The 12,284-nt window shown below is 60.7% G+C and carries 11 protein-coding genes and 1 pseudogene; 7 read left to right on the top strand and 5 right to left on the bottom strand.

What is annotated here, in order from left to right; genetic code table 11:
- Positions 1-54 precede the first annotated feature (54 nt).
- Positions 55-424, bottom strand: a pseudogene (locus NKH70_RS05640) (four helix bundle protein).
- Positions 425-465: 41 nt separating this feature from the next.
- Positions 466-1,899, bottom strand: a complete 1,434-nt coding sequence (locus NKH70_RS05635; RefSeq protein ID WP_352450926.1) for a glutamine synthetase family protein — start codon at positions 1,897-1,899, stop codon at positions 466-468.
- Positions 1,900-2,066: 167 nt separating this feature from the next.
- Between NKH70_RS05635 and NKH70_RS05630 the strand changes: the two genes are divergently transcribed.
- Positions 2,067-2,783, top strand: a complete 717-nt coding sequence (locus NKH70_RS05630; RefSeq protein ID WP_352715840.1) for an HAD family hydrolase — start codon at positions 2,067-2,069, stop codon at positions 2,781-2,783.
- A gap of 32 nt (positions 2,784-2,815) precedes the next feature.
- On the opposite strand, the gene NKH70_RS05625 is transcribed toward NKH70_RS05630, so the two are convergent.
- Positions 2,816-3,205, bottom strand: a complete 390-nt coding sequence (locus tag NKH70_RS05625; RefSeq protein ID WP_352715508.1) for an ANTAR domain-containing protein — start codon at positions 3,203-3,205, stop codon at positions 2,816-2,818.
- Positions 3,206-3,636: 431 nt separating this feature from the next.
- Here NKH70_RS05625 and NKH70_RS05620 point away from each other — a divergent pair, with 431 nt between their 5' ends.
- Entirely contained in the window at positions 3,637-4,098 is a 462-nt protein-coding gene (locus tag NKH70_RS05620) for a RidA family protein (RefSeq protein WP_353024936.1), read from the top strand.
- Positions 4,099-4,163: 65 nt separating this feature from the next.
- Here NKH70_RS05620 and NKH70_RS05615 read toward each other — a convergent pair whose 3' ends face one another.
- A complete protein-coding gene (locus tag NKH70_RS05615; protein ID WP_023719402.1) occupies positions 4,164-4,406 on the bottom strand; it encodes an SMc00767 family acetate metabolism repressor in 243 nt (80 codons plus the stop codon).
- A gap of 61 nt (positions 4,407-4,467) precedes the next feature.
- Positions 4,468-5,757: an isocitrate lyase gene (gene aceA / locus NKH70_RS05610; RefSeq protein WP_352715502.1), complete on the bottom strand. Its 1,290-nt coding sequence runs from the start codon at positions 5,755-5,757 to the stop codon at positions 4,468-4,470.
- Positions 5,758-5,995: 238 nt separating this feature from the next.
- Here aceA and NKH70_RS05605 point away from each other — a divergent pair, with 238 nt between their 5' ends.
- The 5 genes from NKH70_RS05605 (at position 5,996) to NKH70_RS05585 (ending at position 12,276) form a co-directional block, all read left to right on the top strand.
- Complete coding sequence (locus tag NKH70_RS05605) at positions 5,996-7,447, top strand: helix-turn-helix domain-containing protein (RefSeq protein WP_352715501.1); 1,452 nt, start codon at positions 5,996-5,998, stop codon at positions 7,445-7,447.
- Positions 7,448-7,601: 154 nt separating this feature from the next.
- Complete coding sequence (locus tag NKH70_RS05600) at positions 7,602-8,501, top strand: DUF2167 domain-containing protein (protein WP_353024933.1); 900 nt, start codon at positions 7,602-7,604, stop codon at positions 8,499-8,501.
- A 160-nt stretch (positions 8,502-8,661) separates the two neighbouring features.
- Entirely contained in the window at positions 8,662-9,609 is a 948-nt protein-coding gene (locus tag NKH70_RS05595) for a DMT family transporter (protein ID WP_352715496.1), read from the top strand.
- A gap of 352 nt (positions 9,610-9,961) precedes the next feature.
- Entirely contained in the window at positions 9,962-11,059 is a 1,098-nt protein-coding gene (locus tag NKH70_RS05590) for a polyamine ABC transporter substrate-binding protein (protein ID WP_352715494.1), read from the top strand.
- A gap of 77 nt (positions 11,060-11,136) precedes the next feature.
- The gene (locus NKH70_RS05585; protein ID WP_353024931.1) at positions 11,137-12,276 is read left to right on the top strand and encodes an ABC transporter ATP-binding protein; all 1,140 of its coding nucleotides are present in this window, start codon (positions 11,137-11,139) and stop codon (positions 12,274-12,276) included.
- Positions 12,277-12,284 lie beyond the last annotated feature (8 nt).

Below are 12,284 nucleotides of genomic sequence, written 5' to 3'. Positions count from 1 at the left end.
GGGGAGTAGGGGAGTAGGGGAGTAGGGGAGTAGGGGAGTAGGGGAGTAGGTAAGCTAGTCGGGTGAAAGTTTGCGGATTAGAAGTCGAAGAAGCTTCCCAACGCTTTCGGTACTCGCCAACAATGAAGCCGCGGTCGCCTTCGGCGCGATGCCGGTACGCTCGGCGATCAGAAGCTGAGTTTCCAGTTTCCTTCAATGATCCTTGAGCGATACGGAGAAATTGTTGATAGGAACCTCGGATCTCTCTGCCATATCCCTCCGCAATGTTCGACGGCACTGAGCTTGCAGCGCGCCGCACTTGGCTGGTCAGTCCATAAAGTTCTTCCTTGGGCCATGATTTCGTCGCGCCGTAAACGGCCACAGCAAGGTCCATTGCCTGCTGCCAGACTATCAAATCCTTGTAGGAACCCGTTTTCTCAGCCATTCGTCCCTACTCCCCTACTCCCCTACTCCCCTACTCCCCTACTACACGTTCAGCAGCAAATACTCCCTCTCCCACGGGCTGATCACTTCCATGAAGGTCTCGAATTCCGCTCGCTTGATCGCCGCATAGGTGGCGGCAAATGACTTGCCGAGCAGCGCGCAGAGTTCCTCGTCTGCCTCGAACAGGTCGACGGCTTCGAGCAGGCTGCGCGGCAGGTCGATCTGGTCCTCGTTGGCGGTCGTCAGAACCGGCGGCTCGGCCTGGATCTTGTTGGTCATGCCGATCAGCCCGCAGGCGAGCGATGCCGCCATCGCCAGATAGGGATTGGCGTCCGAGGACGGGATGCGGTTTTCGACGCGCCGCGCCGCCGGGTCGGAGCGGGGCACGCGGAAGGCCGTGGTGCGGTTGTCGTAGCCCCATTTGTTGTTGACCGGCGCCGAGGCCGACTGCGTCAGCCGCCGGTAGGAATTGACATACGGCGCAAACATCACCAGCGCGTTCGGCACATGTTTCTGCATGCCGCCGATGAAGTGGAAGAAGGCCTCGGTCTCCGAGCCGTCCTCCGCCGAAAAGACGTTCTTGCCGGTCTTCTTGTCGATGATCGACTGATGGATATGCATGGCCGAACCGGGCTGCCCCTGGATCGGCTTGGCCATGAACGTGGCGTAGATTTCGTGCTTGAGCGCCGCTTCGCGGATGGTGCGCTTGAACATGAACACCTGGTCGGCGAGTTCGATCGGATCGCCGTGACGCAGATTGATTTCGAGCTGGCCGGCGCCCTCCTCGTGGATCAGCGTGTCGATCTCCAGGCCCTGGCTTTCGGAGAAATGGTAGATGTCGTCGATCAGTTCGTCGAATTCGTTGACCCCGGCGATCGAATAGCCGGCACCGCCGCCGATCGGCCGCCCGGAGCGCCCGACAGGCGGGGTGAGCGGGTAGTCCGGATCGGGGTTCTTGCGCACCAGGTAGAACTCGATCTCGGGCGCCACGACCGGTCTCAGCCCACGCTTGTCATAGGCGGCAAGCACGCGCTTCAGCACGTTGCGCGGCGTGAACTCGACCGAGCGGCCGTCCTGGTGGACGAGGTCGCAGATAACCGCCGCGGTAGGGTCCTCCTCCCACGGCACCACCGTCAGCGTCGAGAGGTCAGGCATCAGCTTGAGGTCGCCGTCGTCCTCCGGATAGTGGAAGCCGTTGCCGTCCTCCGGATAGCCGCCGGAAATCGTTGTCATGAACACCGCCGAAGGCAGCGCCAGCGAGGTGTTGGAGGTGAACTTCTTCGATGGCATCATCTTGCCGCGCGCAACCCCGGCCTGGTCGGGTGTGATGCATTCGATATCTTCGATGCCGCGCCATTCCAGCCAGGCGCTGACTTCCTTCCAGTTCTTGACGCCACGTTGGTTTTTCACGAAGGCAGGCGTGCGGGCGCGTCCTCCGCGGCTCGACGGACGGACTTCCTTTTTTGCAGGCGGCATCAATCACCAGATTTGTTGCAGATTGTGGAGTATAGCCGTTGCCGACGACGAAAGGGAAGGGGAGCCGGCTGGCGTGCGCCTCGATAACCGGGGGAACACAACGACTTCCGGATAAAAGCCTCCTGGTCTAGGGTCGGCCTCCCGCAACGCTGCAATTAATGGGCCGCATGCAACACAGCCGCAAACTGACGACGATCGGCTTCGACGCCGATGACACGCTGTGGCAGAACGAACAGTTCTTCCGCGTGACCGAGAGGCGCTTTGCCGCACTGCTCGCCGATCACGCCGAGGAGGACCGGATTTCAGCAAGATTGCTGGAGGCCGAGAAGCGCAACCTCGCGGTCTACGGCTTCGGCATCAAGGGGTTCACGCTGTCGATGATCGAGACGGCGATCGAGGTCACCAACGGTCAGGTGCCGGCCTCGACTATCGCCGAAATTCTCGCGGCGGGCCGCGAGATGCTCAGCCATCCGATCGAGCCGCTTCCGCATGCGCGCGAAACCGTGGAAAAGCTGGCCGGCGCCTACCGCCTGGTGCTGATCACCAAGGGCGACCTGTTCGACCAGGAACGCAAGCTCGCGCAATCCGGCCTGGGCGAGCTGTTTGATGCGGTCGAAATCGTCAGCGACAAGAGCGCGGCCACCTATACCCGCATCTTCAGCCGGCACGGCGACGGCCCGGAAAAGGGCATGATGGTCGGCAACTCGCTCAAATCGGACGTCGTGCCGGCCATCGAAGCCGGCAGTTGGGGCATCCACGTTCCGCATGAGCTGACCTGGGTGCTGGAACATGTCGAGCCGCCGGTCTCGGCACCACGCTTTCGCCAGATAGCCAATCTCGGTGAACTGCCCGGCTTGATCGAGCGTATCGGCGAGATTGATTGATCAAGTCTGGAGTCGACGCATCGCGGTAGGGGTCAGTTGCGCCCAATTCCGATCAGCCGGTCGATCACCGGCTGCAGCCGCTCGGTGGTGATCGGCTTGACGACCACTGCATCGATGACGCTGGACAGGCCCAGGCTCTCTGGAGTGCCGGTCTTGATTGAAAGCAGGATCACCGACGGAAGCGATTTGCCTGACGCCCTTCGCAGTGCATCAATGCCCGACAACAAGGCGTCGCAGTCCCCGTTCTCCGCTCCGCCGTCGAGAACGACAGTCCCGGGAATCAGCGCGTGCAAGGCCTTTGCCGCGGTTTCGGGAGTTTCCGAGATCGGTTTGAGGCCGGACCGCTCCACGATCTTTGAAACCACGACCCGGTTGATCGGTGATTTTCCGACCACCAGCACCCGCGAGAAATCCGGGAGCATCCGCGTCTCCACGTCCCGGCTAACGAAAGCCAGCTGTTTTGCAGTCTCGATATCGCGATTCGCTGGGCACATGGCGGGGCAGGCCGTTGTTCAATGTTTCAATGCAGGGTTGTAACTCGAGAGGTAATTGGCGTGAGATCATTGCTCATGTCAAGCTCAAATGGCATATCAGGAGAATATCGCGAGAAACATTAAAATTAAAATTAAGTGCTTTTCTTTGCCGCCGCTCGAAAGGAGAAGTCGCCATTACAACTGGGCAGGCTTCAGCGAAGTTTGGCTGTGCAGTGCGAACGCATCAACTCGCAGCCGTAGCCAGATTGACGCAGGTTGGATGAAGGCGAGGCAAGTCTGTCGCGAGCTTGTCGTATCGCCTCGCTGGACTATCCTTCCTCGTTGGCTAAGCACGTCTCTTTGAGCGACGGGAGATGACAATGGAACTCGTGACTCACAAGAAATTTAAAAACGGCCGGTTGATGCCATGGGGAAAGGGTACGGTCGTTACCGGCGCAAAGGGGTTTGTCTACCTTTCCGGAAACACCGCGACGGCCGAGGACTACGATCCGATCGGCAAAAGCGGCGGCGGCGCCATTGGCGATGCAGCGGCACAGTGGCGCGCAATTCTCACCAACATCAAATCAGATCTGGAGGAGCTTGGCAGTGCGCTCGAGCATCTCATCCGGCTGACCTTCTTTGTTAAGGGGCCATTTCCCGATGGCGGCGTGCTGAGCTCGCCCAATTTTCGCCTGGACGTCTTGGACGAATTCTTTGCCGTGCACTGCCCGAAGCACTGCAGCTACAACAACCCGCCGCCCTCGGAAGTTATTGGAGTTGCAGCGCTTGCGCAGTCTGATCTTGTCATTGAAATCATTGCACTAGCAGCTCTGCCGGACTAGACAGAGCCGCAGCCTGCGAGGTGCGATAGCATGCGTTTAAAAAAGGCGCGGTGCCGTAGAATTCATCAGTCGTGGCTCCGCTGTGTGACGATGACCGGGATCAGCAGATCGCCCCAGTTGCCATCGCCGCCATGGTGCCGTGCCGAGCGCACCAGCTCGACCGAGACGCCGGCCTCGACCGCCTTCATCACCGACTGATTAAGCCTGTGCAGATCGTTCGCCAGCATTCGGATGGTCGCCTGCTGGTCGACATTCATGCTGGTGGCCTGCTCTTCGGCCCGTTCCTTGACGCGGCTTATCGATGCCATTGGTCTTCTCCTTGTGTTGCCATGCCCGTTTGGGCGTTCCCTCTGTTTGTCTGCTACCCCGTTATTCCGCCGCCGGCCTGAACTGGGCGTGCTCGGTCGATCCATGCATGGCCGTGGTCGAAGACTGGCCACCGGTGATCGCCATCGAGACGGCGTCGAAATAGCCGGTGCCGACCTCGCGCTGGTGCTTGGTGGCGGTGTAGCCATTGGCTTCCGCGGCGAATTCCGCCTCCTGCAGTTCCGAATAGGCTGCCATCTGCCGCTCCTTGTAGCCGCGGGCGAGCTCGAACATGCCGAAATTGAGCTGGTGGAAACCGGCCAGCGTAATGAACTGGAACTTGTAACCCATGGCGCCGAGTTCCTTCTGGAACTTCGCAATCGTTGCGTCATCGAGATTCTTCTTCCAGTTGAAAGACGGCGAGCAATTATAGGCAAGCAGCTTGCCTGGATGATGCTTGCGCACGCCCTCGGCAAACGTCCTGGCCTGCCCCAGATCGGGCTTGGAGGTCTCGCACCAGATCAGGTCCGCATAGGGCGCATAGGCGACGGCGCGGGCGATGCAGGGCTCGATGCCGTTGCTGACATGGTAGAAGCCCTCTGCCGTGCGGCCGGCGCCATAATCGACGAAGGGCCGGTCGCGTTCGTCGATGTCGGAGGTCAGGAGCTTTGCCGCTTCCGCGTCGGTGCGCGCCACGACCAGCGTCGGCGTGCCCATGACGTCGGCGGCAAGGCGCGCCGCGTTGAGGTTGCGGATGTGTGCGGCGGTCGGGATCAGCACTTTGCCGCCGAGATGGCCGCATTTCTTCTCCGAGGCCAGCTGGTCCTCGTAATGGACGCCGGCCGCACCCGCCTCGATGAACGCCTTCATGATCTCGAAAGCGTTGAGCGGCCCGCCGAAGCCGGCTTCGGCATCGGCGACGATCGGCGCGAACCAGGTGTCGACCGACAGCCCCTTGCCTTCCGAAGTCTCGATCTGGTCGGCCCGCTGCAGGGTGCGGTTGATGCGCTTGACCAGTTCGGGCGCCGCATTGGCGGGATAGAGCGATTGGTCCGGGTACATGGCGGAAGCGGTGTTGGCATCGGCGGCGACCTGCCATCCTGACAGATAGATCGCCTTCAGCCCGGCCCGCACCTGCTGCATTGCCTGGTTGCCCGACATGGCACCCAGCGCGTTGACGAAATCCTCTTCATGGATGAGCTGCCACAGCCGGTTTGCGCCCATTTCGGCGAGGCTCTGCCGAATCTGCACCGAGCCGCGCAGCCGTTTCACGTCCTCTGGCGAATACGGCCGTTCGATGCCATCGAAGCGACCTTGCGGCGCCGACGGGACAAGGTTGTAAAAATCGGTCATTGGTCACTCCAGGCTGGCTTTAATGCCGGTTTCGGAAACGCCGTACAGGAGAAATATGTGCGCCGTATGTGTGACATCATTTACATGTCGGCACTAGGCAAGCGAGACAAACTCCGAAATTGCCGATGAAATAAGAGAAAACCTGTGTTGTGTTTGACTGATGAGAGCTGTAAATTTGTCATGATTGTAAACGCCGCTATGCGATCAGCGGATGTAAATTCTTGTCAAGGACAGTCGATTGGCCGACCACAAAATCTTTGCCGGGCCGCGCATTCGTCGCATCCGCAACGCCAAGGGCCTGACCCAGACGGCGATGGCCGAAGGGCTCGGCATCTCGCCGTCCTATCTCAATCTCATCGAGCGCAACCAGCGGCCGCTGACGGTGCAACTGATCTTGAGACTGGCGTCCGTCTACAAGGTCGACCCACATGAATTGCAGGGCGAGGCGAGGGGTTCGGTCGCCGATTTGAAGGAAGTGTTTTCAGATCCGTTGCTGGCCGGCGAACTGCCGGGCGACCAGGAACTCATCGAACTTGCCGAGGCGGCGCCCAACGCTTCCGCCGCTGTGATAAAGCTGTTTCGCGCCTATCGCGAGCAGGCCGAGCGATTATCGGATCTCAACGAGCTGCTCGCGCGCGAGGGCAAAGCCACCGCACTCTCCGGCGCCCGGCTGCCGATCGACGAGGTGCATGAGATTTTCGAACGCCGGCCGAACCATTTTGCCGCGCTCGAAGAGGAAGCCGAGTCATTTACGTCGGTGCTCGATCCCGGCGATGATCTGTTCAGTGCGTTGAAGGCCTGGCTGCGGCGTGAATTCGGCATCGTCGTCAAGGTACTGCCGGTCGCCATCATGCCCAACTGGCGCCGTCGCTATGACCGTCACTCGCAGCGCCTGTTCCTGTCCGAGCGCCTGTCGCCATTCGATCAGCTGCGCGAGGTGGCTATGGAGGCCTGCCTGATCCGCATGAGCGTCGTTGTCGCTGCCGAGATCCAGGCGCTGAAGCTGGCCACGGACGAAGCCCGCCGGCTGGCACGTTTCGAGCTCGGCCGCTATGCCGCGCACGCTCTGATGATGCCCTATCAGCCTTTTCACGCCGCCGCGGTCCGTGCCCGTTATGACATCGACATGTTGCGGTCGCGCTTCGGCGTCTCCTTCGAGCAGGCGGCGAACCGGCTGACCACGCTGCAGCGGCCGGGTGCGTCGGGCGTGCCGTTCTTCATGCTCGAGGTCGACAGTGCCGGCAATCGGTTCCGCAAGGCGGGCAGCCACGGCTTTCCGCAAAGCCGCTTCGGCGGCGGCTGTCCGAAGCTGCCGGTCCATGCCGCCTTCGCCCAGCCCGGCCAGATCCTGGTCGAGGCAGTGGAAATGCCCGACGGCGCAGCGTTTCTCTGCATGGCCCGCACGCTCGAGGGGCCGCAGGGCTCGTTTGCCGAGCGACCGCGGCGCACGGCGCTGCTGCTCAGCTGCGACATCGGCTTTCGCGACGAGGTCGTCTATGGAGCGGCATTGCCGGGGCCGGCCGCCATCGGCAAGACCGGACAGAGCGCCGCTGCGTCGGCGACGCCGGTCGGCCCTGCCTGCCGGCTGTGCGAACGCATCGGCTGCCTCGCCCGCGCCGAGCCACCCGTGACACGTCCGCTCGGCCTCGACGAGATGGTGACGGGACTGTCGGCTTTCGATTTCCAGTGAGGCCGTGGCAGCTTGCTGGCCAGAGAAGATCATACGCGGTTTCACGGCAGGAAAATAACAAGCTGTCCCTTGGGACATTGATCGTCGAAGTATTGATTCAGCATCGGCCGTGAGATATCAAAAGACGAATTGGGCGACGATCGGGGGATCAGGGATGGGCAGGACGTTTTTTTGGCTTGGCTTGGTGCTTGCCTTTTCGATCTGCCCCGCATTTGCGGAAAAGTCCGCGGACTTCTTCAAATCCTATCAACAGTATAATGACGCCGGCAAAGCGTTCCTGGACAAGATCGATCCGAAGACTGGCGCGATAGACCTAGCCGAAGGCGTGCACCTGGACCTCAAGGACAAATTCTATTTTCTGAACAAGAAAGATACTGCCTCCGTCCTGACGGAAGCCTGGGGCAATCCACCCGACGCCGCTTCCGAATCGCTCGGCATGATCTTTCCAGTCAGCAATGACCCCATTGCCGAGAACAATTGGGGAATAGAGCTGAGATGGGAGAAGATAGGTTACGTCGACGACAGCGAGGCGGGATCCATCGACTACAATGAACTGCTGCGCAACATGCGGGCGGATACCTTGTCGGGCGACGATCAAAGGGTAAAGGACGGCTATTCGCCCATCACTCTGATCGGCTGGGCATCACCGCCCGTGTACGACGCAGTCAACAAGCGTCTGCACTGGGCCAAGGAACTGCAGTTCGGAAACGATGCAGTCCACACGCTTAACTACGACGTTCGCTTTCTCGGCAGGGAGGGCGTTTTCGTGATGAGCTACATCGCAACTGTGGACCAGTTGCCGGAAATCAAGCAGAGTCTCGATGAAGTGCTTGATCTTGCTGTCTTCAAGCCCGGCAAAACATATTTGGACTTCAGACCAGGCGTCGATACGGTTGCGGCGATTGGCATCGGTGGCCTCATTGCCGGCAAACTGGCGGCAAAGGCAGGATTTCTGGTGGTAGCGCTCATCGCGCTGAAAAAATTCGGCATTTTCCTGCTGATTCCCTTGGCAGGTCTCTGGCGCTTCATCCGCGGCAACAGAACAACCTCCTAGATCGATTTCATCGGCTCAACTCTCAGGCCTGCTGATAGCTGGGTGCCCCAAACGGAACACCGCGCTGGATCACGCCCGATCTCCGTCTTTGCGTTACGCGATTAAGGCACGTTTCTGTCGTGTGCATCGTGCTGCCCCGAAATCGCCGACAGTCGTAGTCATGACCGACATATCATCACCGCAGATCGCCGTTTCGCCTCCGCGAAATGAGGAGCGTATCGGTTTCCTGCTGGTGTTCCTGTCGGCGCTGATGTGGAGCCTCGGCGGTACCATTGCCCGTTTCATCGATGCCGGAGACAGCTGGACGGTGGTGTTCTGGCGCTCGGTCTGGGCTGCCGCCTTCCTGCTCTGCTTCATGGTCTGGCGCGACGGCTGGCGTGGCACGCTAAAGCTGTTTCGTGGCATGGGCCTGGCCGGCCTTGCGGTGGCGTTCTGCTTCGCCACGGCCTCGACCTCTTTCGTCGTGGCGCTTGCTTATACCACCGTCGCCAACATCCTCCTGATGCAGGCCGGCGTGCCGCTTCTGGCGGCGCTGTTTGCCTGGGCGCTGTTTCGCGAACGGGTGGCCATGGCGACCTGGCTGGCAATTGCTGCCGTCATTGCCGGCGTCGCTATCATGGTGTCGGAATCGCTCGATGGCGCGGTGTCGCCGATCGGCGACGGGCTGGCGCTGCTCATCGCCGTCATGTTCTCGATCGCCACCGTCATCACGCGCCGCTTTGCCCATGTGCGCATGACCCCGGCGACCTGCCTCGGCACGATGCTGGCGGCCGCCTTTGCGGCCTCCCAGGCGTCGGCGCTCGGCGTTTCCAGCCACGATATGGGCTTCCTCTTTGCCTTCGGCGTGATCAATCTGGGGCTCGGTCTCGCCTTCTTCGCCACCGGAGCTCGACTTGTTCCGGCCGCTGTCGCGGCGCTGCTCGGCACGTTCGAACCGATCCTTGGCCCGATCTGGGTCTGGCTCATCCATTCCGAGGTGCCGTCGGCGCGCACCATCGTCGGCGGTGCGGTCGTCGTCACCGCGCTGCTCGTCCACATCGGGCTCGAGTTCAAGCGTCAGACGCGGCCCGCGCGAGCGGGCGTCACCGGTGTGCCTTCGCCTAATTGATGCAGTGCGCGGGTCAAAGCGAGATGAACCATTGACAACGTCGCAGCCGCGCGGGCAGGCTGCGATCACGGCAACAACAAGACAGGCGTATCTTGCCAAGTCTCCATGCCGGCCGCATCGAGGCCGGACAACATCGTCGTCTCCCTGCCCGCGCCGTAGCGAAAGCTTCTGACGGCGCAGGAACACCACCAACGCCACGCCAAGTCTTTGCTGTCGGCTCGCCGCCGGGTCATAATGGCGCCGGCAATTCCCGCTTGTCGCCTGCCTGCAAGCCCAATACCCTGAAGCAAATGCCCAGCCGCGCGGACGCCGCGACGTGCTGGCGACGGAACACTCATCAAAGGAGAATAGCATGATCCGCAAAGCGCTCTGGCTTTCGGCGACTTCGGCGTTTCTGGCAGCTTTTAGCTTGGGCGCGCATGCCGAGGATCGTGTCGTCAACGTCTTCAACTGGTCGGACTATATCGACAGTTCGATCATCGACGACTTCACCAAGGAAACCGGCATCAAGGTCGTCTACGACACTTTCGATTCCAACGAGATACTGGAAACGAAACTGCTCGCCGGCGGCAGCGGCTACGATGTCGTCGTGCCCAGCGGCAATTTCCTTGCGCGCCAGATCCAGGCGGGTGTGTTCCAGAAGCTCGACAAATCGAAACTGCCGAATATTTCCAACTTGTGGGATGTTATTTCGGAGCGGACCAATGAATACGACCCCGGTAACGAATATTCGGTCAACTATATGTGGGGAACGGTCGGAATTGGCTACAACATCAAGAAAGTGCAGGCGGCACTTGGCTCCGACAAGATCGACAGCTGGGACGTGTTCTTCAATCCAGAAAGCCTGGCCAAATTGAAGGACTGCGGCGTCTATGTGCTGGACTCGCCGGCGGACATGATACCGGCTGCATTGAAATATCTCGGTCTTGACCCGAACAGCACGTCTGCCGACGATATTGCCAAGGCCGAGGAGGCTCTGCTCAAGGTCCGGCCCTATATCCGCAAGTTCCACTCTTCCGAATACATCAACGCCCTGGCCAACGGCGACATCTGCCTGGCGGTCGGCTTCTCGGGCGACATCTTCCAGGCGCGCGACCGCGCCGATGAAGCCAAGCAGGGTGTCGAAATCGGCTACTCCGTGCCGAAGGAAGGGGCGCAGATATGGTTTGATCAGATGGCGATACCGGCCGATGCACCGCACGTCGCCGAGGCACACGAATTCCTCAACTACATGATGAAGCCGGAAGTGATCGCCAAATCATCAAATGCCGTTCTGTACGCCAACGGCAACAAGGCTTCGCAGCAGTTCATCGACAAGGCGATCCTGGAAGATCCGGCGATCTATCCGGACGCTGCCACCTTGCAGAAGCTCTACACCGTCTCGCCGTACGATCCCAAGACCCAGCGCATCATCACCCGCACCTGGACCAAGATCGTCACCGGTCAATAGATAGTCTGATCAGATACCTCGGCAGCCGGCTGCCGGGGTGTCTGCTCAACGGGGCAAGCAGCAGGACGGAGTGGGACATGAAATCGCTTGGCAGCATCCGCAGGGATTTCGCGCCATGGAACGATCCGAATGCCAAGCCATACATCCAGTTCGACAAAGTCACCAAGAAGTTCGGTGACTTCACTGCGGTCAACAATCTGTCGCTGACCATCTTCGAACGCGAATTCTTTGCTCTGCTCGGGGCCTCAGGCTGCGGGAAGTCGACGCTGCTCAGGATGCTTGCCGGCTTCGAGGAGCCGACCGCCGGCCGTATCCTGCTCGACGGCCAGGATCTGCGCGGCATTCCGCCCTACCGGCGGCCGGTCAACATGATGTTCCAGTCCTACGCCTTGTTTCCGCACATGACGGTCGAGAACAACATCGCATTCGGCCTCAAGCAGGAAGGCATGGCCAAGGCCGACATCGAAAAACGCGTCGCCGAAATGCTGAAGCTGGTCAAGCTCGAGCAGTTCGCCAAGCGCAAGCCGCACCAATTATCGGGCGGCCAGCGACAGCGCGTCGCGCTCGCCCGCTCGGTGGCAAAGCGGCCGAAAGTCCTGCTGCTCGACGAGCCGCTTGGCGCGCTGGACAAGAAGCTGCGCGAGGAAACCCAGTTCGAGCTGATGGATTTGCAGCAGAACCTCGGCCTCACCTTCGTCGTCGTCACCCACGATCAGGAAGAGGCGATGACGATGGCTGACCGCATCGCCATCATCGACAAGGGCGAGGTGATGCAGGTGGCGACGCCGGCCGAGGTCTACGAAGCGCCGGGTTCCCGCTTCGTCGCCGGCTTCGTCGGCAATGTGAATATGTTCGACGGCAAGATCGCGGCTGGCGAGGCTGGCAGTGCGAGCATCGATGCCGGCAACGGCATCACCATCCGGACCGAAAATGCCGGCAGTGTCGCCGCCGGAACATCCGTCACCTTCGCCATCAGGCCGGAGAAGATCAAGGTGTCCTCCACGAAACCGGCCGGCGCCGTCAACGCCATTGAGGGCGAGGTCTACGACATAGCCTATCTCGGCGACATGACCGTCTATCACGTCAGGCTGGATGACGGTCAGGTGGTGCGGGCGAGCACCATGAATGCGGCACGCCTCACCGAGGACCCGTTGACCTGGAACGACCGCGCCTGGGTTTCTTTCCGCCCCGACGCCGGCGTCGTCCTGACACGGTAGGAACTGAT

This window comes from Mesorhizobium sp. M0991 (assembly GCF_040318915.1).
In the GTDB taxonomy this organism is placed as follows: Bacteria; Pseudomonadota; Alphaproteobacteria; order Rhizobiales; family Rhizobiaceae; genus Mesorhizobium.
Note: the sequence above shows the minus strand (reverse complement) of the source record. Positions and strands in the feature narration are given on the sequence as shown.

Bases quoted from the DNA above. Each gene is read 5' to 3' on its own strand.
- NKH70_RS05615 (WP_023719402.1), bottom strand. From the start codon at position 4,406: ATGGCATCGATAAGCCGCGTCAAGGAACGGGCCGAAGAGCAGGCCACC.
- NKH70_RS05630 (WP_352715840.1), top strand. From the start codon at position 2,067: ATGCAACACAGCCGCAAACTGACGACGATCGGCTTCGACGCCGATGAC.
- NKH70_RS05635 (WP_352450926.1), bottom strand. From the start codon at position 1,899: ATGCCGCCTGCAAAAAAGGAAGTCCGTCCGTCGAGCCGCGGAGGACGC.
- NKH70_RS05620 (WP_353024936.1), top strand. From the start codon at position 3,637: ATGGAACTCGTGACTCACAAGAAATTTAAAAACGGCCGGTTGATGCCA.
- NKH70_RS05625 (WP_352715508.1), bottom strand. From the start codon at position 3,205: ATGCTCCCGGATTTCTCGCGGGTGCTGGTGGTCGGAAAATCACCGATC.
- NKH70_RS05590 (WP_352715494.1), top strand. From the start codon at position 9,962: ATGATCCGCAAAGCGCTCTGGCTTTCGGCGACTTCGGCGTTTCTGGCA.
- aceA (WP_352715502.1), bottom strand. From the start codon at position 5,757: ATGACCGATTTTTACAACCTTGTCCCGTCGGCGCCGCAAGGTCGCTTC.
- NKH70_RS05585 (WP_353024931.1), top strand. From the start codon at position 11,137: ATGAAATCGCTTGGCAGCATCCGCAGGGATTTCGCGCCATGGAACGAT.
- NKH70_RS05600 (WP_353024933.1), top strand. From the start codon at position 7,602: ATGGGCAGGACGTTTTTTTGGCTTGGCTTGGTGCTTGCCTTTTCGATC.
- NKH70_RS05595 (WP_352715496.1), top strand. From the start codon at position 8,662: ATGACCGACATATCATCACCGCAGATCGCCGTTTCGCCTCCGCGAAAT.